The 25,635-nt window shown below is 49.1% G+C and carries 18 protein-coding genes; 7 read left to right on the top strand and 11 right to left on the bottom strand.

What is annotated here, in order from left to right; translation table 11 throughout:
* The first annotated feature begins 124 nt into the window (after nucleotides 1-124).
* The 6 genes from M0Q40_00340 (at nucleotide 125) to M0Q40_00315 (ending at nucleotide 8,012) form a co-directional block, all read left to right on the top strand.
* Complete coding sequence (locus tag M0Q40_00340; protein ID MCK9221072.1) at nucleotides 125-1,141, top strand: hypothetical protein; 1,017 nt, start codon at nucleotides 125-127, stop codon at nucleotides 1,139-1,141.
* Between the two features lie 290 nt (nucleotides 1,142-1,431).
* A complete protein-coding gene (locus M0Q40_00335) occupies nucleotides 1,432-2,529 on the top strand; it encodes a glycoside hydrolase family 76 protein (protein ID MCK9221071.1) in 1,098 nt (365 codons plus the stop codon).
* Between the two features lie 89 nt (nucleotides 2,530-2,618).
* Entirely contained in the window at nucleotides 2,619-4,304 is a 1,686-nt protein-coding gene (locus M0Q40_00330) for an extracellular solute-binding protein (protein ID MCK9221070.1), read from the top strand.
* A gap of 110 nt (nucleotides 4,305-4,414) precedes the next feature.
* Entirely contained in the window at nucleotides 4,415-5,401 is a 987-nt protein-coding gene (locus M0Q40_00325; protein ID MCK9221069.1) for a LacI family transcriptional regulator, read from the top strand.
* A 74-nt stretch (nucleotides 5,402-5,475) separates the two neighbouring features.
* Nucleotides 5,476-6,894, top strand: a complete 1,419-nt coding sequence (locus M0Q40_00320) for a hypothetical protein (protein MCK9221068.1) — start codon at nucleotides 5,476-5,478, stop codon at nucleotides 6,892-6,894.
* A gap of 8 nt (nucleotides 6,895-6,902) precedes the next feature.
* Nucleotides 6,903-8,012 (top strand): KamA family radical SAM protein, encoded by a 1,110-nt coding sequence (locus M0Q40_00315; GenBank protein ID MCK9221067.1) that lies wholly within the window; start codon nucleotides 6,903-6,905, stop codon nucleotides 8,010-8,012.
* 31 nt (nucleotides 8,013-8,043) lie between these two features.
* On the opposite strand, the gene M0Q40_00310 is transcribed toward M0Q40_00315, so the two are convergent.
* Genes M0Q40_00310 through M0Q40_00295 form a run of 4 tightly spaced genes read right to left on the bottom strand, consistent with a single transcriptional unit; the run spans nucleotide 8,044 to nucleotide 12,196 of the window.
* Entirely contained in the window at nucleotides 8,044-9,435 is a 1,392-nt protein-coding gene (locus M0Q40_00310) for an FAD-binding protein (GenBank protein ID MCK9221066.1), read from the bottom strand.
* Nucleotides 9,413-10,615, bottom strand: coding sequence for an electron transfer flavoprotein subunit alpha (locus M0Q40_00305; protein MCK9221065.1), 1,203 nt, complete (start codon nucleotides 10,613-10,615; stop codon nucleotides 9,413-9,415). The genes M0Q40_00310 and M0Q40_00305 overlap by 23 nt, the downstream gene beginning before the upstream one ends.
* 13 nt (nucleotides 10,616-10,628) lie before the next feature.
* Nucleotides 10,629-11,417 carry an electron transfer flavoprotein subunit beta/FixA family protein gene (locus tag M0Q40_00300; protein MCK9221064.1) on the bottom strand — a complete coding sequence of 263 codons (789 nt, stop codon included), beginning with the start codon at nucleotides 11,415-11,417 and terminating at the stop codon, nucleotides 10,629-10,631.
* A gap of 44 nt (nucleotides 11,418-11,461) precedes the next feature.
* Nucleotides 11,462-12,196 (bottom strand): FadR family transcriptional regulator, encoded by a 735-nt coding sequence (locus M0Q40_00295; protein MCK9221063.1) that lies wholly within the window; start codon nucleotides 12,194-12,196, stop codon nucleotides 11,462-11,464.
* A gap of 232 nt (nucleotides 12,197-12,428) precedes the next feature.
* On the opposite strand from M0Q40_00295, the gene M0Q40_00290 reads away from it, so the two are divergent.
* Nucleotides 12,429-14,081, top strand: coding sequence for an FAD-dependent oxidoreductase (locus tag M0Q40_00290; GenBank protein MCK9221062.1), 1,653 nt, complete (start codon nucleotides 12,429-12,431; stop codon nucleotides 14,079-14,081).
* On the opposite strand, the gene M0Q40_00285 is transcribed toward M0Q40_00290, so the two are convergent.
* The 7 genes from M0Q40_00285 to M0Q40_00255 all read right to left on the bottom strand — a co-directional run bounded on the left by M0Q40_00285 (nucleotide 14,078) and on the right by M0Q40_00255 (nucleotide 25,633).
* Nucleotides 14,078-15,064, bottom strand: a complete 987-nt coding sequence (locus tag M0Q40_00285) for an NAD(P)-dependent glycerol-3-phosphate dehydrogenase (GenBank protein ID MCK9221061.1) — start codon at nucleotides 15,062-15,064, stop codon at nucleotides 14,078-14,080. The two genes, M0Q40_00290 and M0Q40_00285, sit on opposite strands and share 4 nt — an antisense overlap.
* A gap of 497 nt (nucleotides 15,065-15,561) precedes the next feature.
* On the bottom strand, nucleotides 15,562-16,278 hold the full coding sequence (locus tag M0Q40_00280) for a phosphoribosylformylglycinamidine synthase subunit PurQ (GenBank protein ID MCK9221060.1): 717 nt from the start codon (nucleotides 16,276-16,278) through the stop codon (nucleotides 15,562-15,564).
* Nucleotides 16,275-19,082 (bottom strand): AIR synthase-related protein, encoded by a 2,808-nt coding sequence (locus tag M0Q40_00275; protein ID MCK9221059.1) that lies wholly within the window; start codon nucleotides 19,080-19,082, stop codon nucleotides 16,275-16,277. Before M0Q40_00275 ends, M0Q40_00280 begins: the two co-directional genes overlap by 4 nt.
* A gap of 205 nt (nucleotides 19,083-19,287) precedes the next feature.
* Nucleotides 19,288-21,444 carry a DUF4340 domain-containing protein gene (locus tag M0Q40_00270; protein ID MCK9221058.1) on the bottom strand — a complete coding sequence of 719 codons (2,157 nt, stop codon included), beginning with the start codon at nucleotides 21,442-21,444 and terminating at the stop codon, nucleotides 19,288-19,290.
* A 53-nt stretch (nucleotides 21,445-21,497) separates the two neighbouring features.
* Entirely contained in the window at nucleotides 21,498-22,439 is a 942-nt protein-coding gene (locus M0Q40_00265) for a carbohydrate ABC transporter permease (protein ID MCK9221057.1), read from the bottom strand.
* 30 nt (nucleotides 22,440-22,469) lie between these two features.
* Nucleotides 22,470-23,477: a sugar ABC transporter permease gene (locus M0Q40_00260; protein ID MCK9221056.1), complete on the bottom strand. Its 1,008-nt coding sequence runs from the start codon at nucleotides 23,475-23,477 to the stop codon at nucleotides 22,470-22,472.
* Nucleotides 23,474-25,633: a DUF5696 domain-containing protein gene (locus M0Q40_00255; protein ID MCK9221055.1), complete on the bottom strand. Its 2,160-nt coding sequence runs from the start codon at nucleotides 25,631-25,633 to the stop codon at nucleotides 23,474-23,476. The genes M0Q40_00260 and M0Q40_00255 overlap by 4 nt, the downstream gene beginning before the upstream one ends.
* Nucleotides 25,634-25,635 lie beyond the last annotated feature (2 nt).

The raw sequence follows: 25,635 nt of genomic DNA, 5'->3' as shown, positions 1-25,635 counted from the left end.
GTACCCCTCCATATACAATGGCATATTTCGTATGATTCACAGAAAATCCTGCTTAGGTTCTTGCTTACATAACTATATTCTACCGCAATCGAGGCATACTATCTACCAAGGGAGGAAAAATCCTGTGCACAAAGCCGGTGCGGTACTCTTGGTTGCTCTGCTTATCCTTCTAGTCGGCGGTAATTGGTATCTGCTAAACAAGAGCGCTTCATTAGAACAAGAACTAGTTGAGCTAAGGCAGCAGAACCAGCAACTGATCATAAAACAAGACAGACTAGTCTTTGAAAACGAAACCCTTAAGGAACAAGCAGGACCCTTTGCCACTGTGATCCGAGGACCAAAGGTGGGAAAGCCCTTCCTCTTTGTTTCTCCACCCTGGCAGGGAACCAAACATACCCTTATTGCAGCCGCCACCGATAGTGAGCTTTTTGTATTAGAACTCTCGGACAACCAGCTAGCTATTCGATCGCGGACTCCCTGTATCGGTGTGCCTACGGGTCTTGCTATCGCTTGTCTAGAGCATTCCACAATCATGGAGCTCATTATTGGTGGCATTATTGGTACTAAGACAGGTTTTATCCAAATCTACAATACCGAGGATATGCAGTTAAGGCCGATCTGGACCAAGGAAATCCCTCAACCTATCTCGGGCATGGCCCTTTTGGAGATCGACAATGCCTATCGACTGATTTCCTCACGTCCAGATGGGACCTTTGCCTATGAATATGACCATCCTGGGTTCACAAAAGAGTCAGCTCTAGATCTACCTGCCGGTCTCATCGCTGCTGGGAACATGACTCAGACGGGGCAGCAGATAGTACTGGCAACAGAAGATGGCGACCAGGTAGCAGTCTATGATTATGATGGAAACCAAGCAATTAAAGTGTGGTCTACCACTGCGCCCGTGGGTACCTATGGTTTTCCCGTTGTCGCTTTGCAGATTACCCCCACTGAACACCGCCAAGTTTTCGTGAGAACCTTTGGGCAAAGATATAGTGCCTTTCGCCAGATAGGCCAAAAGTACTTTCCAAGCACAGTCTCGATCCCAGAGGACTGGAACCATTTCGCATCAGGCCTGATCGATGGCGAGCTACGAATCGTCTCGGCTGTAGACAATTGGATCGAGATCAATCTGCCTTAATCCTAGGGGGGTAATATACATATATCCACTGTTTTGGCTTCGTGAGTGACATCAACCCCTTATTATGTGGGGCTTGTTATGACCGATGTCGTTTCTTTATTGTTCGAGGTTTGGCTATGCTTAGGCAAGCGCCTGGACATTTATGTATGCGTATCCAAGGTTCCTGCGTTTACAAGAAGGAATATGTCTTCCAAATCACGAATACACTTATTAGGACTTAGTACATGATGCGATTTATACGTATACCATGTGAACGTTTAAGAACACTTCACTACAAAGGAGGAGGAGTATTGTCGCTCATTAACAAAGCTATGGTCTTAGCTCTAATCATCTGCGGGATAGCCTCAATGGGCTTGCCCGTACCGACGGAGGGAAGGGACATGGAGTATTTGCATCAAGCGGCCGACGAGGCTCTCGATGCTATGATCGACGGGTTTTGGAATGATGAACAACTGCATTTCCACAAGTATAGCGACCGTTCAGGTTGGACGGACTTTTGGTGGCTCGCCCAAGTGTGGGATGCTGTCATGGATGGGGTAGAACGAACTGAGGGAAAAAATGAAAAGTGGCTAGAAATAATGGAACGGGTATACGCCGGACAACGTAGCCGTACTCCCACCTTCAGGAACCAATTCTATGACGATGAAGCGTGGTGGGCACTAGGATGCATCCGCGCCTATAAAATCACTAACAATCAGAAATACCTACGAATGGCCAACTCTCTGTGGAGTGACATCAAGAATGGATGGACAGAGGACTTTGGTGGAGGTATATGGTGGCGAAAGGATCGAAAGACAGAGAAGAACGCCTGTATCAATTGCCCTGCGGCAATAATTGCTGCTCGCATGTATGAGATCAACCAGGATCCTACGGATCTACTAATGGCCATTGACCTATACAAGTGGGTTCGTGCTAATTTACTCTCTCCCAAGGGCCTGATTTGGGACCATGTAACAAAGGCAGGGGTTAATTACTGGACCTTTACGTATAACCAAGGTACCTTCATTGGAGCCGCTGTATGGCTATACAAGCTTACCGGAGAAGAGCATTACTTAGAGGACGCCCGGCTTGTGGCTGATGCTTCAATGCAGTACTTGACAAATACCAACGGCATCTTTAAGGAAGACGGAACCGGGGATGGCGGTGGGTTTAAAGGAATTTGCATCCGCTATCTGGTGGAACTAATTAGGGTGGACCCCCATCCAGAGAAGTATGTGGATTTCGTTTTGAAGAATGCAGAGTCGATCTGGAACAAGAGCCGCAATTCCCAAGGGTTATTCGGTTCAGGATGGGCCGGACCCCCTAAAGAAAGCCGTATTGAAAGCCTGGAAAATGCCTCGGCGGTAATGACTCTCAATCTAGCTGCACAGTTGGTTCCCGCTAAATGACAGCTCGTACTATGGAAGGAGGAGGCTATCTAAATCTAATCATTTGGGGTAGGTAATCAAGACTAAGAATGAGGAGGAGTGTAAGAATCATGAAGAGACTGCAAACTTTCTTTCTAGTCGCGATCGCATCAATCCTAATGGTAACCAGTTACGTGTATGCAGAGCCCATTATCATTGAATACTGGGGAACTTGGGGCGGTATTTCCGGAAAGAATGTGGAGACCCCCTTGATCACACAGTTTAACGAAGAGTACGAAGGTGTTTACAAAGTCATTGGCAATGAGCTGGAGGTCCGGGAGAAGTTGCCGGTTGCAGTTGCAGGTGGTGTGCCTCCCACCGTGGTCAAGATCGACCGCTATCAGCTGGGGGCCTACGCCCTTATGGGTCTGCTCCAGCCTCTGGATGGACTTATTGAGCGTGATGGACTTGCTTTCGATGAGTTCTATCCAGCAGCAACAGCTGAGAGTATGTTCGATGGGAAAGTCTATGCTATTCCCTGGACCATTGACGACCGTGCTTTATACTACAATGTAGATCTTTTCCACGCCTGTGGTCTAGACCCGCGCAAACCACCAAAAACTTGGGAAGACTTAGAGGAATACAGTAAGAAATTAGACTTCTATGATGGCAGTGAGCTAAAACGCGTTGGCTTTAGCCCCACCCGGGGCAACTGGTCATTCCTAGGATGGCTATGGGCCGCTGGCGGTGAGGTCCTTGATGAATCCGGGCAAACAGCACTAATCAACAGTCCCGCGGGACGTAAAGCCGTAAACTGGCTGGCTGATTTCATTAGTCGATACGGAGGAGATGGGGTCATTGGTGCAGCATGGGATGCTGGCGGTGGTTTCATCGGCGGCTCCGCAGGCATGGTAATCGACGGCTGTTTCTTTGCTGGTCCTGTACTCGATGAGAACCCCGGTCTAGAATGGCGTGTAGCTCCTCCACCCCGTCCGGCAGGTCTTGAGGACACACCAATTACCTGGTCCGGTGGTCATGCCTTTGCCATACCCACAGGGATCTCCGATGAGGAACTGGAAGCAGCATGGGAATTCATCAAGTTCTATACCAGTCACGAGGCCCAAGTCACCCTTGGAATCGGCTCCCAAGGATGGCTGCCTGCCCTACGCTCCGCGGCAACATCCTATGAGTTCCTTAGTGCAGTCCCCGAAATGGAAACCTTTGTGTACCTCATGGACTACACGACCTTCCGTCCTGTTACACCCTTCGGCGACGCGTTCTATGGAGCCATTTTTGGTGTGGATGGTGCCATTGCCCAAGGGGATAAATCCCCGGACGAAGTCCTGGCCCAAGCGGCGCAAAATGCCCAAAAAGCCTTGGACGATGGATGGAAGGACCCCTTCGGCATGAAGGCAGCGGAAAAGGCAAGCGAAATAGCCCAATCCAGTTTTTCCGTTAAAGTTGGTGCTGAAAATGCCATCAGACACGGTGACGGCGCCCCAAGCATGGATGATAACGTAATCACCCACGGTTGGAACAATGGATTTTACGAATACGAGTTTACTATTCCCCAAGGACAGGCAGGCAACTATACGCTATATGTATTTGCTTCCACCTGGTCCGATGCTGGAAGGATCTTTACCATCGATAATGAACAGGAGTTTCTATACGTATTTCCAGGATATAACGACTGGAACAGATACGACCTGTTTACAGTCAAGAGTGGTATTCCGCTAACGGCTGGTAAACACACTATCAAGATCGCCGTGGAGAGAGACTACCTCAACCTTGATTACTTCCAACTAGTTAAGGAATAAGCAATACATTCTGGTGTGGGCTGTGGCCCACATCAGAATATTGATGCAATTTATGATGGTTTTTGGTACTATAAAAGAAGAAACAACGATTGGGAGAGAGAGCAAGTAGGATGAGCAAGATCAATCAACGGGAAGTTGCAGAAATACTGGGGTTGTCCCAGGCCACCGTCTCAAGGGCACTCAGCGGCAAACAAGTCTCCCCTGAGACAAGACGAAAGGTCGCAGCAACATGCAGTCGGTTGGGCTATGTTCCAAACCGCAACGCGCAGAACTTGGCATTAGCTCGTAGTAACAACATCGGGTTTGCTGTGGAGACCTTCGGGGTACTGGCAAACGATGTAATTCATCGTCTGCTGATCAATATTTGTGAACGTGCCAAGCAGGATGATTACAGCGTGAGTATCATTTTACTTAACTCCATACCCCGACAAAGCCGGACTGGTTTCATTGATGGTGTCATCGCCTTTGCCTCCTCCAAGCAATATGAGATGTTCCTAAATTACGAAGAAGATCTAGGATGCCCCATCGTATTGGTGGACTGTGATCAGGAGGCACCCTTTCCCCGGGTGATCTTCGATGATTGCGAAGGCGGCTACATGGCTACCGAGTACCTTATTGGGCTTGGCCATACCCGCATATGCTATATCGGCACACGGGAAAGTGGTCCGGGGGAACAGCGATGGCTCGGTTACAAGAAGGCTATGCAAGCAGCCAATCTTCCTTTGATTGGTCCTGTGGAGTTAGCCGGTTGGCCCAATATCGATACGGAGTTGGCCCCCTATGAAGAGCAGATCTTCGCTTTTAGGCCTCTCCCCACCGCGTTCATTGCTGCCAGTGACCAGATTGCCGTAGCATTAATCAAGATGCTTAGGGAACATGGGTTCGTCGTCCCTGATCAGGTGTCGGTAATTGGGTTTAACGATTCCCCATTGATGGGCTGCTATGAACCGCCTTTAACTACGATTCGGATCCCAGCGGAGCATCTGGGCAAAATCGTTTGGGATACGTTGCAGGCCCAGTTCAATGGCAAGCGAGTCCCCAGATGCACGAAGATTCGCCCCCACTTGATCGAACGCAAATCCTGCTTGCGTCTGTAGGCTTGTCTTCGCCTTGCTACTTTGGCGTATGAATGATATAATCTTGCATAACCTCAAGCTATTGGGTGAGCGACTTGATACATAATAGAGATAGTATTCACACGAACTGTTGGCATATTAGTGAAAAACTAACCAAGGCACAAGTGTTTCCAACGGATTCTGGTGCGGCACCAGGTCAGGCACCTTTTCGCATATCGCCAACTCCCTTTTCCCTTGATCCTGCTACTTTTGAGTTTCTCCATAAGCTAGGTCCGGCCCTGTTAGACTTTTACCGGGCAACCAACACTTTGTATAGACGCAGTAGAACCAATGAGCATCTGCGCTGGGTTACAGATTACCTCAATTTGGGGAAAACGGAACGGGTAATCAATTACGGTCGTATGAATCGATTTCGGCATGACCTGCCTTTGGTCATACGTCCTGATATTATCCCCACTGAGACAGGTTTTGTCATCACCGAGCTTGATGCAGTCCCTGGAGGAATGGGTCTTCTGGCGGCTCTGAATCATGCCTATAGCACCCTAGGCTATGATGTAATAGGGGGGCCCTATGGGATGATTGACTCCTTTAGGGAATCTCTAAAGCATGTAGCGGATCAGGAAGAGCCCGTGGTGGCCATTGCTGTCTCCGATGAGTCACAGGATTACCAACCGGAAATGTGTTGGCTTGCAGAGCGTTTAACAGAGAGGGGATTACGTACTCACCAAGTGCATCCTAGGGATCTCATCTTCCAGGAATCAGGACTGTATGCGTACGATGAGCGCGTGGATGTTCTCTATCGTTTCTTTGAACTATTCGATCTACCAAATATCCCCAAGATAGACTTGGTGCTTTATGCTATTCGCAAGGAATTGCTGCGCATCACCCCACCCCTCAAAAGCTATCTCGAGGAGAAATTAATCATGGGGCTATTCCACAATCCTCGACTCTCCTCCTTCTGGCACTCCAACCTAAAAGGGGAACACTTGTCCTTACTAAATCGGGTGTTTCCTAAGACATGGATCCTGGACCCAACACCATTACCTAACTATGCAGTCATTCCAGGACTAACCCTAAACGGGCAAGCCCTAGCCCACTGGTCCGAGTTAAAAGGGGCGTCAAGGCGCCAGCGGAACTTCGTGATCAAACCTTCCGGTTTCTCTGAATTGGCCTGGGGCAGTCGGGGAGTAGTAGTGGGAAATGATGTTAATAACGAAGAGTGGTCTGATGCAATAGATGATGCCCTGAAGGCTTTTGGAGATACGCCGCACATCCTCCAAGAGTTCCATAAAGGCAAAAAGTTCAAGATCGCGTATTATGACTTTGGTCGACAAAAACAGGAGACCATGGTCGCTAGGGCTAGACTGTGTCCTTACTACTTTGTCCTGGGCGATACAGTCCAGCTGGCTGGGGTCTTGGCTACCCTTTGTCCTAGTGATAAGAAGATCATCCATGGTATGACTGATGCCGTCATGACGGCAAGTACGGTGATGTCAACTGATATAAGGAGTTGAGGACAGCCGTGAAACATAGCCAGAGTGTAGAGTGGACCGATTGGCAATGGCAACTACGCCACCGTCTAAGGACCGAAGGGGATTTTTGCCCGGTGATTGAGCTTACCTGTCAGGAAAGGACTGCCCTTAGATGTGAAAACATTGGGCTTCCTACTGCAGTTACGCCTTACTATGCTTCATTGTGTGACCCGAAGGATCCTTCCTGCCCGATTCGTCGTCAAGCCATCCCCTTACCCGAAGAAATGATCTCCTATTCCTTTGAGAACATCGATTCCCTCGCTGAGGAAACTCAGTCTCCCATCCCCTTTCTGGTGCACCGTTATCCAGATCGGGTCCTGATTATGGCTACCCATCTGTGCGCCACTTACTGTCGACACTGCACCCGACGGCGACGAGTAGGCTTGGAAAACGTCACCATCGCCGATGAAGATTTGGCTCGGATTAGGGATTACTTGGAGACACACAAAATACGTGATGTGCTAATCTCCGGGGGAGATCCCCTTTGTCTTTCCGACGCCCGCTTGGCCAATATTCTCAATGTGATTGATTCAGTTCCTCATGTTGAGATCCTGCGTATTGGTACCCGAACTCCAGTCACAAACCCTTTTCGGATTACCCAGGATCTAGTGGACATCCTCCGCCGTCATCGTTCTTTATGGATTAGTACCCATTTCAACCATCCAAAGGAGATCACCGAAGAAGCAAAACAGGCCTGTAGTCTTCTCATCGACCACGGTATACCAGTGCTTAACCAAACGGTGCTACTTGCTGGTATTAATGACTCCACAAAGATCCAACAGGAGCTAGTAAGGCAACTTGTTCGTATGAAGGTCTATCCTTACTATCTTTATCAGTGCGATTTAGTATCCGGGATAGAGCATTTCCGTACCCCACCCCAGGTTGGTATTAACATCATCAAGGAATTACAGGGGCGGACCACAGGTTTTGCTGTTCCTAGATTTGTGATTGATGCTCCCGGTGGTGGAGGCAAAATCCCCTTAGAACCCCAGCGCATCATCAAAGAGACCCCCACAGAGCTTATTTTGCAGAACTATGAGGGTAAATGTTTTAGATACCCAACGAAACGCCTCCCCGCCGTGTGTACCGGATGCATGTAATGGTAACCCGGCCGACAAGACCGGGTTACGATCAGATTACTTTACTTGGATTGAGAATACCCTTGGGATCGAAGGCCCTTTTAATCCCTTGCATCAGCTCAATTTGCACCGTTCCCAATGAATCCTCCAAGTACCTACGTTTTGCATAACCAATACCGTGTTCACCGGAGACTTGGCCACCTAGCTCCTTGGCATGATCGTACATCTTCTTCATTAACTGCTCCATCTGTGGACGCCAAACCTGTTCGGGTAGATCGTCTCTGAGGATATATACGTGCAGATTACCATCACCTGCGTGACCAAAACTAAGTATACGAATCTCGCTTTCCTCAGCAAGCTTATTCGTGTAGGCAACAAATTCCGCAATTTTGTCCCTGGGCACCACTACATCAACTTCGTCCATATCGCTCATGGCCTTTAGGGCCTCTAAAAATGCCCCCCGGGCCTCCCAAATTAGTTCCTGTCGTTCAGTACTATCCGCGATTAGAACATCTTGGGCTCCGGAGACTAGGGCAATGTCGGCCACTAGTTCATATACCGATTCTAGTTCTTCATTGGAATTACCATCAAAGGCCAAAAGTAAATAGGCCGTCGCAGATTTGTCTGGGAAACGCTTACCTAGGTACTCCTCGGCGGCAAGAATCACATCCTGCTGCATAAATTCAATGGCTGTGGGAATAACTTTTGACTGGATGATCTTTGGCACTGTGCTAATGGCTAAATTAAGGTTTTCGAAGGGAATAAGAAGGCTAATCTGTTTCTTGGGTTTGGGCAGCAACTTGAGGATCACTTCCGTGATAATCCCAAGGGTCCCCTCGGAACCGATTAACAGATTGTGGAGACTGTACCCAGAACTGTTCTTTACGATCTTGCCACCAGTTCGTATGATCCTTCCCGTAGGTAATACCACTTCAAGACCTAAGACATAGTCTCTGGTAACACCGTACTTAACTGCGCGCATACCACCTGCGTTGGTCATGATATTACCACCGATTGTAGCGCTTTTTTCCCCCGGGTCCGGTGGGTAGAACAACCCTCTTTCCTCCACCACATCCCGAAACTCCATGAGGAGAATCCCCGGCTGTACCGTAGCTGTTAGATTAGCTTCGTCTATTTCGATGATGCTATTCATCTTTGTTGTGGAAAGCAATATGCCACCGTGAATTGGAACAGCTCCACCGCATAACCCCGTGCCCGCACCCCGGGGAGTAACGGGAATGTTGTTTTCATAGGCGTATGTCATGAGCTCGGCTACTTCCTCAGTGGTTAGAGGTTCCACCAATACCTCCGGAAAAGACCGTACTTCAGCTAACTCATCATGGGCGTAATCCTCGTTGATGTCTTCGTTAACGAAAACACGCTCGGGAGCACATATTTCCCTTAGCCTGGCTAGATCTTCTTCAGTTAACTTCTTCCAAGACACGGATACCCTCTCCTTTAATCAATTGAATTAGCCTTGGTATAACTTGGTAAAGATCACCGATAATAGCATGGGTTGCCACGTTAAAGATGGGGGCATTGGGATCCGAATTGATGGCGTAGATCTGCTCGGCATTGGACATCCCCGCTACGAACTGCACGGCCCCGGAAATGCCGCAAGCAATCAAGAGCTTCGGCCTTACCGTACGCCCACTAAGGCCAATTTGACGGGTATACGGTAGCCATCCACACTCAATCAATGGTCGGGTAGCACCAAGCTGCCCCCCTAAAAGGTGGGCCAACTCCAAGGCCAGATTGAGATCCCCTTCGGTGCGAATACCCCTTCCCACTGCCACAATAACCTCTGCATCAGTAATGCTCGCCTCCTCCGGCTTGGGTGTTGCTTGGAGGACCGTAACCCGTGAAGCAAGTTTACTTTGGTTAATGAAGCAGGAAACCACTTCTCCTTTGGAACATGAGTCTGCCTTGGCCGGTTCCATCACCTTATACCGGACTGTAGCCATCTGTGGTCGGTGGTGGGGAGTGACAATTTGCGCCATAATGTTCCCCCCAAAAGCCGGACGAATCTGTATCAGGTCACCGTTTTCTTTAACATCCAAAACAGTACAATCGGCTGTTAAGCCTGTCCTAAAACGCACAGCCAACCGTGGCGCCAGGGACCTGCCGATGGAGGTAGCGCCAATCAAAAGGATGTTGGGTTGTGTTTTCTCGATGGCTGCGGCGATGGCCGCCGCGAAGGGTTCGATGGAGTAGTATTCAAGTTCTGGGTAATCATATACATAGACCTTTTCTACCCCGTACTTCAACAACTCAGCAGCTTTACCCCTCACCTGGTATCCAATAAGAACACAGTTCAGGGGTTGGCCGAGCTTTTTCGCCAGCTCCCTTCCCTTACCGATCAATTCATAAGTCACCGGGTGAATCACACCACCCGATTGCTCGGCGAAGACCAAAACACCTTGCCACTCGGCATCGTTAACTAGGCCCTTAGTTGATTTAGACAAAGACAAAGCGCCTGTTGGACAGTGTTTAATACACTGTCGGCACAACCGGCATTTTTCATTAATGATCACCTGGTCTGCCATTATTCCAATGCCGCCGAAGGGACAAACCTCCATGCAGCGACCGCACAGGTTACACTTTTCGTAGTTGACCCGAAGCACAATGGATGCCCCCTTAGATGAATCTATGTTCTTTGAGTTGTACGTATAGCTGGTTTGCGATCTCGTCGGGTTCTCCGTGATAAACAATCCTATCCCGGTGGCTCTCGGGAGGGAAGATCCGTTCCACTTGGGTGGGTGAACCGTCTAGACCGTAGTATTCTGTTTTCACAGGAGGTAAATCCTTATAACTTACCACCTCGATAGGACGCCCTGAGGTGGCAAGTCTCAACCTATAGGAAGGAAGTCTCGGTTGGTTTGCTGTTTCCATCAGGGTAAGTAAGCAGGGTAAATGCACTCGGCAGACCTGAATGCCATCGGTAAGGTCCTTTTCCACGGTTATGTAATCAGCATCAAGAGCAAGGATAGAGCTAACATAGGATACATGGGGTAAGTCCAAAAATTCCGCGATGCCCGGACCAACTTGGGCAGTATCCCCATCGGTGGTCTGTTTGCCACACAGGATTAGATCAAAGCTGCCACTTCGTCCAATCCCCTGAGCTAAAGTAAAGGCAGTTGCCAATGTATCCGCACCAGCAAATTTTCGATCCGACATGAGTATACCTGCATCAGCCCCCATCATGTACGCTTCTTTGAGCACTGCAGCGGCTTGGGGAGGACCCATACTAATGACTGTCACCTTTCCACCGTAACGCTCTTTAAGCTGTACCCCTGCCTCTAATGCATAAAGGTCAAAGGGGTTCATCTTGCTATCAACACCCTCACGCTTTAGAACACCGGTGTTCTCATCCACCTCCACATCCCTGGTCTCGGGAACCTGTTTGATACATACTAAGATATTCAAGCAGTACACCTCCGACTGGCCTGATGGTCAGACCACAAATATGATTATTCCCTTTGAGTCCATCCTAGAGTCTGTATCCGCTCTTCAACAAACTGAAAGTGTCGTTCTACCGCTACCGCAGTATTATCTGGATCCCTTTGACTAACCGCCACAAGAATCTGTCGATGCTGTTCCACTAACCGTTCCTTAAGTTGTTCATCAGCAAAAAGGTTCTCTCGATGGGTGCGGATACTAAGATCGATTACATCGGAAATGGCATCAAGGACCGTCACTAAAATCGGATTGTTCGAAGCCACACTCAGACGGTAATGGAACCGTCTATCCGCTTCTATACTGTTAGCTTCATCGGCAAGGGCCATCTGCTCTACTAGCTGTGTTAGGTCCGTCAAGCGTTCTTGGGTTATTCTTGTGGCGGCAAGCCTGGCAGCCTCCACCTCAAGAATCCGTCTAAACTCGAGAAATGCAGGCTCAAAGTTCTCCTGCAGCATGAACGCTAACGAAAGGGGCTCCACCATGCCTTGACTGTTAGCTGCAATGTATGTACCATCCCTGGGCTTACTTTCAATAAGACCGATCATCTCCAAAGCGCTAAAAGCTTCCCGTACCGATGCCCGTGATACCCGAAGCTGTTCGGTCAACGTACGCTCCGCAGGTAACCTGTCACCTCGTTTTAGCTTTCCAGTATAGATCAGCTCTTTAATCTGGGAGATAATGTGCTCATAGACCTTAGTCTTACTTACAGGGGCAAATTGTGGTGCCTGTCTTGATACCTTCATCATATCTAGTAACGCGCTACCCGCCCTTCACATATTAAAGCCGGCCTTGAGCCTGCTGCAATTAACTAATGATTAGCTTACCTTTACCTGCTTTATGACTTCGCCACAACCAGTTAGATTCCTGCAGCACTACTTATATTGACAGCAACCATTGCATCAGATAAACTCTTTGGCAAGGGCTGTGATATGATTCACAGCCGAAGGGTAACGCAAGACAATACGGGGGGGGATACCAATGAAGGTCCTTATTGTTGGTGGAGTAGCAGGGGGTGTTTCGGCGGCCGCTCGCTTACGCAGGCTTGATGAATCTATGGAAATTGTAATCTTTGAGAGGGATGAATACATTTCCTATGCCAACTGCGGCCTTCCTTACTATATCGGTGGGGTGATCGAAGAGCGGGACCGTCTCTTCGTGCAGAGCGTCATAGGGATGAGTCAACGCTTCAACCTTGATATACGAACCAAGAATGAGGTTACCAAGATTGACCGGGGGAATAAGGCGGTTACAGTCTGCGAGCTTGATTCCGGTCGGGAATATGTTGAGGAATATGACTATCTAATTCTCTCGCCCGGCGCAGAACCAGTGGCCCCACCTATACCAGGAATTGAACACCACAGGGTATTTTCTGTGCGGAATATCTCCGATACCGATCGCATCAAGGCTTTTGTTTCCGATAACCAACCCAAGAATGCAGTGATAGTCGGCGGCGGATTTGTCGGGCTTGAGATGGCGGAGAATCTACAGCACTTAGGTTGCCAGGTAACCATCGTTGAAATGGCTCCCCAAGTCCTAGGAGCGATCGATCAAGACATGGCTGGTATTGTCCATGGATACTTGAAAAAGCAGGGCATCAAGTTGTATCTCAATAATACTGTGACGACTATGAACCACGATGCTGATACCAGTATGGTCACCCTTGCAAGTGGAAAGAAACTCCCAGCTGACCTCGTGGTCCTAGGAATCGGGGTTACGCCAAATACCAACTTGGCCCAGACCGCTGGATTAGCCATCAATGAATGGGGAGCCATTGTTACCGATGAATTCCTGCGCACCTCGGATCCTTGGATTTATGCGGTTGGTGATGCCATCGCGGTAACAGACTTCGTTACTGGGCACCCAGCCTATATGCCCCTAGCTGGTCCCGCGAACAAAATGGGTCGGATTGCCGCTAACAACATTTGTGGCAAGACTGAAACCTACAACGGCTCCCAGGGAACAATGATTATTAAGCTCTTTGAGCTTACGGCCGCGGCAACGGGAAGCACTGAGAGGAATCTAAGGGAGTTGGGCATTCCCTATGAGAAGTCCTATACCCACTCAGAATCCCATGCCAGTTATTATCCCGGGGCACGGCCCATGAGTATTAAGCTGTTGTTTGATCCACAAAGTGGGAACATCCTTGGTGGCCAGATCGTAGGCTTCACCGGTGTGGACAAGCGTATTGATGTGTTGGCTACCGCGATTCGCTTTGGGGGAACCGTGTTTGATCTACAGGGATTAGAGCTAGCCTATGCTCCTCCCTTTTCCTCGGCAAAGGATCCTGTAAACATGGCTGGGTATGTGGCAGGGAACATCATCAATAATGACATGCCCGTCATTCACTGGCAGGATTTGACCCTTAATGAGGCCAACATGCTTATTGACGTCCGTACAGCATGGGAATTTCAAGCCGGTCATGTGGAGGGAGCAGTAAACATCCCCGTGGATGAACTGCGGGAGCGCATCTTTGAGATCCCAAAATCTAAGCAGATTATGGTCTACTGCGCAGTTGGCCGCAGATCCTATCTCGCCACCCGGATCCTAAAGCAGAAGGGCTATGACGTTTTGAATATCTCGGGAGGATGGCGGTCCTACCAGGCGATCAATAATCAACTACCAACGGGCTAGAAAGGTCTTTCTAGCTTAAGCTGTCTTGTCATTAGTTCATCAACGGCTGCTTTGGGGGAGACGCTGCCCCCAAGCACCCTCTCTAGGGTAGAGGCGATGGGCAGTTCAACACCTATCGTTTCTGCTAACCGGCAGGCCGCAGTGGTGGTGTAAACGCCTTCTACCACCATTGGCCCGGCAAGGACCTCTTGCAGGTCGCAGCCTTTCCCGATCTTCTCGCCAGCATTTCGGTTACGGCTCCACTTACTACTACACGTGGCAACGAGATCCCCAAGACCTGAAAGCCCTGAGAAAGTCAGAGGCTCCGCGCCAAGACGCACCCCTAGCCGGACAATCTCTGCAAGCCCCCGGGTAATCAGGGCCGCTTTGGTATTATCCCCATAGCCTAGTCCGTCACTGATTCCTGCGGCCAAGGCAATCACGTTTTTTAGCGCTCCCCCTAGTTCGACTCCAACGACATCCCTTTCTACATAGACCCGGAAGCGGTCAGTACTTAGGATCTCCTGAATAACCTTGCCAGTACCCAGATCGTCAAAGGCCACCACAGAAGCGGTGGGCATGTTATTTGCAGCTTCCTCTGCATGATTCGGACCAGATAAGGCAGCTATGGGACGACCTAGTACTTCTTCGGCCACCTGGGAAATCCGAAGCTGAGTGGAAATCTCGATCCCCTTAGCACCATGCACGATGGGAACTTTGGAATCCACCAGACCTGTCATTTGCTGAAGCACACCTCTAATATTCTGAGAAGGTACAGTCAAAATGATCAACCCGGTGCTGTCTATGGCTTCCTCGATGCAGGAAGTCGCCCTGACACAAGAAGGAAGAGCTACTGGTAGATACGTCGCATTTACCCGAGTCCGGTTAATCTCACAAGCTACCTCATTTCGTCGAGACCAAAGGACAACTTGATGTCCTTTGCTGGCTACTAAGTAAGCTAAGGCTGTTCCCCAGCTGCCTGCCCCAATAATCGTTACTTGCACCGGTAAGCCACCCCATTCCCAGAACATATATTTCCATTATACCAGATCATAATCTTGTCCTTCTTCGACCCATACTAACCACAGAAGACTCTTGGGAGGTTGTGTTAGCGTGAACGAAATATTCGACCGTAGCAACTACGTAGGTGTAGCGGCCATCAAATGGGGTGCCATTGTGGCTATTGTCATCGCCGTTTTGTACTTCTTGGCAAAGTATGTAATCCCCTTGATCTCATAACCATCTACAGAAAAACGAGCGGTGAACAAAAAACGTCCACCGCTTCTATTCCGAACTTAATGTATAATCTTCCCCTTTTCGGCCAATAATGGCATTGGGAACGAGAGGAGGTTTAGTATGGACCAGTACGGAATTGCATCCTTTAGCGGTAAGGTAAGCCATTGGCGGATGGTACTTCGCTCAATTCGCGACCTTCAGCGCATGGCTCGCACAACCCGAGCTACGAAGCAGAGCAAATATGCAGCTTCCCGGTCGAAGCAACCTACTCCAACATGGCGATCATATTAGCAAATACCCTAAGACCCACTGCACAACCCTGGACATTATTACAGACTCGCTCAGGATGCGGCATCATGCCAAGGACTAGACCCGACGAATCAATAACTCCGGCAATACCACCACGGGACCCAGTTGGGTTCTGGGGGTACTCCTCTGTAGGTCGTCCTTCCGTATCTACATATAAGAAGGCGGGCTGAACATTTTCGCTACTCAGCCTGCCAGCACTACAGCTTACAGGCATGGAAAACTCCTGCGGAAAGCCTTGCAACCAAGGTTGGTTACTATCAGCCACCTTCAAAACGACCCAACGATTCTCTGCCTTCCCGGATTCATTCTCCAGCAAGGCTAATGAGCGCTTGCCGATCTGTTGATCTGGCAGTATCCCCGTTTCACAGAGGACTTGAAATCCGTTTCCGATTCCAAGCAGGGGCCGTCCTTTCTCTCGTAGTCTCACTAAATCATCGTATAGATGATGAATGAGATGGGCTGCGAAAACTCGACCTGGTGCAATATGATCTCCCCACGAGAACCCCCCAGGAATCACCAACCCCTGGTAATCATCGAGACTACGGTCCTTAGATATGAGATCGCTTAGCAGAACGACCTCGCCCAGACCGCCCGCAAGTTCAACGGCTAAAGCGGTCTCGGTATGGGCTGTAGTACCAGGCGCATATAACACTGCGATAGTCGGCTTACTCACACGATCATCTCCTTAAAGGTACTCTCCCAGGCGCAGACTAACTCATCCATGGGTAAATCAAGTTTTTCGGAGCCAAATCGTAGTTGAATAACTGGCTCGTCCAAGGTCTGACCGATCACCTGCCAAGGAAACCCTGAAAACACCGTTCCAGGATCCACACTGGTCGGCATCTCCACTAACAAAGCACCAACTGCCTCGCTAAATAGCTTCCCGTCCAGCCGTCCTGCAGGTAATGCATCTAGGTCCAATTGGGCACCCCATCCTGCTCCGTAACACATTTCAAAGAGCCTAACGAACAATCCACCTTCTCCAATGGCTGTTGCTGCAAGAATCGGGTTATCCTCCCCTTGATACGTCCGGTAAATGGTCCCCCACAGCTCTCTTAGGCTACTGATCTGTTCATGGGCTACGTCAGCCAGTTCATTACCTCGCTTGCCATAGCAGTCGAGGTAAACTGACCCCCCAAGCTTCTCTGGATCCAGCGTACCCACAAGGACAATTTGGCTTCCTGTTCCTTTGAATTCCTTGGTTACCATTTTGCGGACATCGGGCATCCGTCCCAGTGTCGACACTGCAAAAGTATAGGGAACATCGATGACTTGTCCATCTTTGGAAACGAACGTACCGGAACTTGAGTCTTTGCCTGAGATAAATGGGGTGTTTAGCTTTACTGAAAGATCAGAAATGGTCTCCACCATGGCCTTCAGCATCCAACCAACCTCTTGGTTACAGCGGGGTGTGTAGAAGTTATCGCATAGGGCGATAGCCGCAGGATCAGCACCAACCGCAACTGCTTTACTAATGGCTTCGATCATCATCAGTCGGGCCAACCCCACAGGATCCACATCACCATAAAAGGGGTTATACGCCAACGTACTGACAACACCATAGGGTTTTCCCCAAAGGGGCGCCGATACAAAGGCACCGGTGGGCATTCTACCGGTCTGTCCCCCAAAGGGTCCAAGGACAGTTCTGCCCTGGGCACTTGAGTCAAACTGGAATCCAGCGGGCGATTGGTCGCAGCAATGGTAATGCGATAGCACCTGTTTAATTGACTTCTTCACCTGGGCAAGGCTTGTTGGTGCCTCCACATCCTCTTCGGTCTGCTTCTGCTGTGGTTCTTTAATGCTGATTGGTTCGATGGGACACTTGCCCCATAGAAAGTCCATTTCAATATCAACGACAGTCTGGCCTTGCCACGTAGCTTGAAAACGGTTCGTATCCGTAAACTTTCCGATCACCGACATTTCTACATCATACTTCTTCAAAATCTGCCCTACCTGCCCTATCTTTTCGGCGGGCACTCCAAGTAACATACGCTCCTGGGACTCAGACAGAAGGATCTCCCAAGCGGACAGACTTGGATATTTCAAGGGCACCTGATCCAAATCTAGAGTAACCCCCGTATCTGCACCCATCTCTCCGGCCCCACACGAAATCCCCCCCGCGCCCAAGTCGGTAATGGCACGAATACATTCAGCGTCGCGCAATTGGGGGATCGCCTCCATAAACTTGCCTTCGGTTAAGGGGTCGCCGATCTGCACTGCCGCGGCCTCTTTTTCTGTGACCTCTCTGCTCATGGTGGCGGAACTTGCCGTTGCACCATGCAGTCCATCCCTGCCCGTCCGTCCACCAAGGAGTACTACCAAATCCCCAGGCTGAACCTCATCTTTAAGGGCATATTTTCGGGGCAGTATTCCGATCGAATGCCCTAACGCTAAGCACTTCGGGTAATTTCGATGCTTTCTATAGGCACTGTACATCATAGGAATACCCATAGGATTACAGTAAAATACCGTTGCTCGGATAGCTTCCTTAAGGATTGTCCGTGGGTGCAGGGCTCCTAAAGGAACTTGTCCCTTCAACGTACTCGGATCCATGGTACCCATGATGGTGCTACCACCGATGGGATAGGCACCCTTGCCAAAACCCACTGTATCACGGATTACTCCCCCATGTTTTGTGGCTACGCCACCAAAGGGTGAAATAGAACTTGGAAAATTGTGGGTCTCGCCTTTAATGGTTACAACCCAATCATCATAAAATTCCATACCACCAGCGTTATCTGTAAACACCGACACCATCAAGGGATGATCTATGGCTAGGGTGGCATTCTTTAGCTTCTTGAGTAGTCCCAAAGCTTTCCACGTGGTATGATAGCAATGATCACTCCAGCTTTGGACCACAATCTCAATTTCTGCATCGGTAAAGGGACGACCCAATTCCTGCTGATACTCCTGTAGTACCTTCATTTGCTGCAAAGAGGCATACCATGAGTTTTCCTCGGATATACTTATCAATTCTTCATCGGAGCACCTGCTTAAATCGATCTTCCGTACCGGATCGCTCTCCCCCGACGGTAGCAGGCTATCCCATTCTTCTCGCAGAATCTTTTGGATAACAGGATTATACAATTCATCCTGTGCAATCCTCTCTGCCTCTTCCTCAGACACTCCCACAAACTGATAGCGGTAGTTCAAACGAGCCCACTTCACACCGTCAGTGCCAACGGCCCTAGCACCCTCTAGAATCGAAATCGTCTCCGGATCGATCACCGCCCGATTATAGCTAATCTCAACAATAGGCCCTTCCTCAGGATCAAGTTTACTCTTCGGGGACCACGTCTCATAGACTGGGTTGACCAAAAGATCGATTAACCCGGCCTCATCGAACTGGCCCTCTAACCGATAGACCCGTTCAATCTTACAAGCCACAACGTTGTACCCTCTATAATTAAGAGTCTCCCTCAACCGCGCCTGTAGGGGCTCACTGATCCTCTGCACATAAATCCTATTAATCTTCACACGCATCTCCTCCGTCCCCAGCGCTAATACTTTCCTAGTTTATCACAACAAGACTCGCAACTGCAATGAAAAGTTCCTCACAACGCGCTCCTAACCCTAGTATTGCCCCATTCACAACAAAAAAAGAACCTCCGCGTGGCCCTAGGTTCTTGAAAGAACGGTACTCTAGTACAAATCGAAGGGGGCGTACGCCCCCTTCGTCTGCTTACTGGATTTTCTTAATGAAATTGTCCACAGCTGTATTGATACTCTTACCCACAGCATCTGCAACATAGTACACCGTGTCCCCTGTGGCCCGCAGGAAGTAACGGTAGGATGCAAACCACCCAACACCGTGCATCATTCGATTACCAAGATCCATGCTATCCTCGGAACCATCTTCGTAAACGAAGACCACTCGTACACCCACAGGATCCGGATAGAATTTATACGTTTCAGGATCAGCATCAACCGCAGCCGCCTGAACACCGATCTGGTTCATTGCCTTCACAAGGGCATCTATATCACTGGCACCTACATCTAACCACTTGCCACCAGACTTCTCCACCCTATACTCCTGACCGCCCTTGTAAATCTCCAACCGTACCAGCAACTCATCATTTATTTGTAGTAAGTTCGTCCTCAACCGGCCAAAGGTATCAATAACCTGAGTAATCGAGTCGCTCTCAGCCAAGAATACGTCGGGACGTCCTGATACACGCAAATATCGATATTTCCCTTCTTCGGTAGCGCCTCCGATCTCCATCTTGACGCTATCCCTGTCCGTGGAAGCCTGATACCATATGCCACCCTTTTCCACCGCGAACCCGTAGTCCTCTTCCTTTTCTAGCTTGGGCGCCACCCGGTCCACAAGTATCTCCGTTAAGCTTCCTGAAAAGTCCTCAACACCAAAGAAGACGTCTCGACCGGACTTCCACACCGCATTTTCTTCATCAAATTTGAATTCCACTGGTTCTGGAGTCTTCTTACCCGCAGCAGCAACTACTTCAGGCGTCATTACCAGCAAACCGATACAATCCTCAATGGGAAGGTCAATTATACTGGTGCTTACACTGGCGATTCGCCGGGCAAGGAGCATACTCGCAAACTCATAAATCCGGAAATAATGGGGTCTGGTCGCCACCTGGACAAACCCCTCACCAACACCTTCTTTCGGCAACAAAACCCGCAACCATAGCTTCCGCCCATCGGCCAACTCCACATCAAACCGAGAGCTCTCCAATTCATCATCGGCGACAACCACCTCGGAGCTAACCACTGCCTCTACTCTGACATCTAGCAGAGCACCAAGTAAAGCGTTAATATGGAATACCATTGCCTGAGCATCCGTATCGGGATGTATATACCATACACCGTCGATCTTCCTAAAGGATATGTCACTATCCACATCTCTAATGCGCAGCCCTACCACGTCGGATACATCAAAATCTAAGAGAGATTGATCAATTAGTTGCTCCGCCTGAATATGCAGCGGGGCGAACCGAACACCGGTAACGGTAACAACGGAATCAAAGGCGGCGTTACGGGCATATCGCACTCCTAGTCCGGCAACATCTCCGATACTAACCTCTATCTTCTCGCCGTCGCCGGTAATCGCGATAATTTTTGCCGCGGGCTCCTCAAGTCCGTACTCACTCAACTCACCCGGTTCATCCAGAAAGTCTCGAATCTGTACTGAACCAAGGTACTCGAGCAACTCCTTGACGGCCTCTTCGTCACCGTCATCCTGTATAGGTCGGATGACCTGCCACTTCCCGTCATCCCGCCGGCGTAGGACAATAGTCTCCTCACCACGTACGATCTGCAAGGAAACTAACTCGGAATCCAAATCCACTAGGTTACGGCTACGGTAGCTAGTCTCAGGTTGTGTGAAAAACCCCAAATCGCCTTCACTGACTTCCCAGACCTTATTGTTTTCCTCAAGCTTCACGTAATGTGCAGCCTTTCGAGGAACTCGCCCACCTATAAGAATAACGTGACTTTCCGAGCCTGCAACAACCCCAACCTTCACGATCGGGTTATCCAGACCGTACTTGGCCAGGTTACTGCCCGCACTGCCAGCCTTCCTACCACGCGGTCCACTCACGAAACTGATGATTTGCTCCATTCTCGTGGCGTCCGCCGGCCAGGTAATAGGCTCGGTCAATAACCATCCTCGGTCTTTTCTTTCCAGTTCTAGATTCACTCGCCCAGCCACGGCTACCTTGGTAACCGATTCAGGCGATAGTTTATAGACGTTTTTAGGACGACCGCTGAAAACCAATGCCACAGCGACAATAACCACTACAGCAATTGCAGCAACAGCGACTGTCAGTCGCTTCTTGTCTCCAGGCTGTTTTCCTGTTCTCGCAAGATTATTCATCGGAACTCCTCCCACCCGTATTGCTGTGCTCCCACATGTCAAATTCTCTACTACTAGTCAACTAGTCCTGTTCGCTCCACACCCTCAACGAAGTAGCGCTGTGTGAACATATACAGAATCAGTGGAGGTAAGATAACCAGGAAGCATGCAGCCATGATCAAAGGCTGGTTGTATATATCACCGGCTTGCCCGCCTGTTAATTCATTCAGCGAAGTCCACAGAATACTCAAGCGCAAAGGCATCGTGAACTTCTGTGTCTTCATCAGGTACATCATTGGCTCATAGAAGTCATTCCAGTGCCAAACCAACGAGAACAAGAAAGTGACCAAAATGGCCGGTCTTGCCAAGGGCAGCATAATACTGGTAAAGGTCCGAAACTCTCCGCATCCATCAATTCTTGCTGCATCCTCAAGCTCATAGGGAAGCTTCATGAAGAACTGCCGGAAAATAAGAACAAACAACGAACCCCGCAACCCCTGAGCAAAAAATGCCGGTACAATAAATGGATTATAGGTGTCGATCCATTCCAGTTCCTTAAACAACATAAACAACGGAACAATAATTGTCTGTGGTGGAACAATGAAGGTAAAAAGTAAAAACACAAACAGAATATCCCGTCCAGGAAACTTCATTCGACCAAAGGCGTATCCGGTCACACCTGCCGAGATAACCTGCCCCACAGCTGCCAAGATCGCAATAATCGCACTGTTTTTCAATGCATCTGGATAGTGCAATCCTTGCCAAGCAAGCTCAAAGTTCTCCCAATTAATGCTGCGCGGAACCCAATGCACACCCGGGTCAATGTAATCCTCAATGGTCATCAATCCCGTCGTAGTCATATACACAATAGGCAGCAAGAAGGTAAACGCTACCGCAAACAGGATGATGTAAATCAAAAGCTGAAACAAGCCCTTCCGACCCCGATGACTCCATACTGTTAGAACCGGGACAGCACGCTCCCGCAGTCTGCCAAACGCCTGCGCAATACTTGTCATACCTGTCTCCTCCCAATCTTTCTCCAACTCTTAATCCCGTTCTCCACCGTAAAATACCCACTTCCTTGAGCTGGCAAGTACGATTAAGATAAGCAAGAAAATGACCACAAAATAAACCCATCCAAAGGCTGCCGCCAGACCCAATCGAAACTGCCCGGTAAAGGCGATGTTCTTAATAAAGTCAATCATCTGGTTGAAGACATCTGTAAAGGAATCCACTATAGAATAGATGATGTTAACCAGAATAATCGGTGACACCATGGGAAGGCTAATTTTCCAAAACATTTCCCATTCATTGGCACCGTCAACTCTAGCTGCCTCATAGTAACTAGAACCAATGCTTTGGAACCCCGCAATAAATAAAAGAATCTGGACTCCAGAACGCCACAGTACCAACGTCATTCGGTTTAACAGGTCTAAGAAGTACGTGGCCGCATTGGCTCCAAAGTAGGTAAACACCATATCCGCGACACCCAAGTTTCCGATAAAGGCAGATACTCCTATCGTTGAACCAACGCCCTGGTCAAATAGCTGCTTAACGACTAATCCTGAGGCAACTACGACAGGCAAGAAGAAGATCGCCCGGAAAACACCCACGAAACGAATTGGCTTACATACCAGGTACGATACGAAAATCGAAAACACAAGAATCACGGGCACATCGAGGACTGTATCTCTAATCTCCTCCAATAGCATGGGGACAAACCGTTCGTCCACGAAAAAGGCCTCGGCATAATTCTGCAACCCGACCCACTTCATCTTAAAGCCTAACAGGCTCTCTACGGTTTGGAAACTAATAATGAACGATCGTATTAGGGGATATCCCACATAACGAACAAACCCAAAGAACCATGGGAGTATAAAGATATAGCCCACTAGACAACGTTTTGCACTTAATGACAAGTGGCTAATATTACGTAACCCCGGCACCTTCTTGAATCCCGCCGTACCTATAGCGACTACGTCTTCAAAGTACTCCGTAATCGCCGTTACAATCATACCGAGGAACTCCCCAATCTTCCTAAGCACCTTCTTCATAGCTCGCTGCCCCCCTCGACGATGGCATAGCCCATTCCATCCACGATAATACCCTGCCATTCCACAGCATCGGCATTGTAGTTAATCAACAACGAAGTGCCGCTTTCATAGGTCACCCGCACTACATTTGGTAGTACATACTCATGGCCAACGATATACTGACCTGCTATCTCACCAAGCTCTTTGACAACAATATTGTACTCCTCGACAACTTTGGGAAGCCACTGCTCGTAGTATGAGCTAAATAGCAGATTGTACGGTGTATCTTGTAGCAACCCAGGCTCTTGGTACGTCAACTCGAAGCAAGGTAGTGCACCATACTCAAGCATCCGTAAAAACTCTAGTTCCGGATCGCTCCTCAAATTCCCTGGATAAGCACTGTATGGTACAAAGCCATGGAGCACAATCTGATAAAACGGAATCGATTTATCAACAAAATCGTACGTGCTTTGATATATCGGCACGTCTGTAAAGGCGTCTACGTTATTAATCGCATAGATATTGCCGCCATCGGCAATTGCAGCGCCCATCTTTTCACGGGCATAGTCACTCAACTTGAGCCATTGGCTGACGAACTCTTGCCGTGTTAATGGATGATCGAAATTGCGATCGGTAAGAATCACTTTTCCAAGATATCTAAACTGAATACCATGCACACCCAGCGTACTAAGGGTGGTTAGATCGGGTTTGGCGTACCGATCCCAGGCATAGATTGGATTTAGTAGGTACCGGCCCCCAAGGTTCATCGGCAACTTATTCGGTTCCCGAACAATGTCTCTGCGGTTGCTAAATCCCCCGTTATCGCTATCGGCATCAAGATAGTTGTCCTCGAGAAATAGCCTGCATCCCCGTTCAGAAAGGAAGTTGGCCAGGTCTGTTAAGCCTTCGCTTCCTCCAAGTTCCTTTGCTACGGGCAATCGTTTCGGATACGCACCGTTATATCCGTACAGGTTCCAGCCCAAGAACACTACATCAATATTGTCAACGCCTGCCTCCTGCAAAGCGGTGACAATGGTCTTCGTCTGTTCAAAGGTAGTCATAGCGATAAATTCCCTGAACAGGACCTCAGTTCTGCTTAGACCCCCAAAGATCCTAAGCTGCAGAGACGGCTTGCGCACCTCATCCCTTGGTTGAATATTGTGCTCTTCAATCAAGTGCTCTCGATAAGCGGTGGCCATACCAACATAGTTGGCGTCATCATTAGCTAGTAAATAGTATCTAACTTGCATGGGACGATCAATGATTTGCTCCTCGACCGTTGGCACATAGGTCCCCAGACGAATCGCAGCCTCGTACTGCCGCCTAACCGCGAAACTTGCACCAATCCGATTCAAAGAGACAGTGTATCCTGCTGGCCCTGCTAGTATCGATGCGTTGTATTCGCCCTTGGTTACAACACCAAGATAAGCCGCCTGTTTATCAGTTTTTGCTAACCCAAATACAGGCATAACAACCTGACTCCGGTGGGTTAACAGGGCCTCAAGGGGTGTTTGAAATTTAAACTTATCTTCGCCATAGATTACCTCGTTGAATCCCCTGGAGTAATCCGGAAAGTCCTCCCGGAAGTGAGCTATGGCTCCGCTACCATCAGGAATAAAGAGATAACCCTCCTCATCGGGCCATGCTGCTCCAAAGAAAGGAGTAACTTCCAGCGCTACCAGGTAGAACTCACCTGTTTCTTGAAGAGTCTCCGGAGGAAACGTCACTTCAAGGTAATCATCGCCAAGAGTGAAATCTAAGGCTAGGGCAATCCCTAACTTAGCCTTCATATTGTAACTAACCCGAACACCATTAGGAATCTGCTCAAAATCAATGATGGCTTTCTCGCTGACCGGGTTTGTCTGACGAGGGTTCCGCTTCTTCTCGTCTACATAGTGCAGAACAAAGTTGGAGTTAATATGTCCTTCCCATAGATCAGTTACTGATATATCCGGGTGAGGCTCGGGAGACGTACGCCAGACCTTATCGTTTCGCCTATCGTAGACAATGAACTTAGCGGTATCCATATCGACATATAACTCAAGATACCTACTAGAAGCTGCCCGGACATATTCCGGCGGAATCGCCTCGGGTCTCGCTGCAGCTGCAACACTGCTTATAACGCCAATCATGACCATACAGGTTAACACTATCAAAATCAGGTTGTCTTTCCTCACGC

This window comes from Limnochordia bacterium (genome assembly GCA_023230925.1).
GTDB lineage: Bacteria > Bacillota > Limnochordia > DUMW01 > DUMW01 > JALNWK01.
Note: the sequence above shows the minus strand (reverse complement) of the source record. Positions and strands in the feature narration are given on the sequence as shown.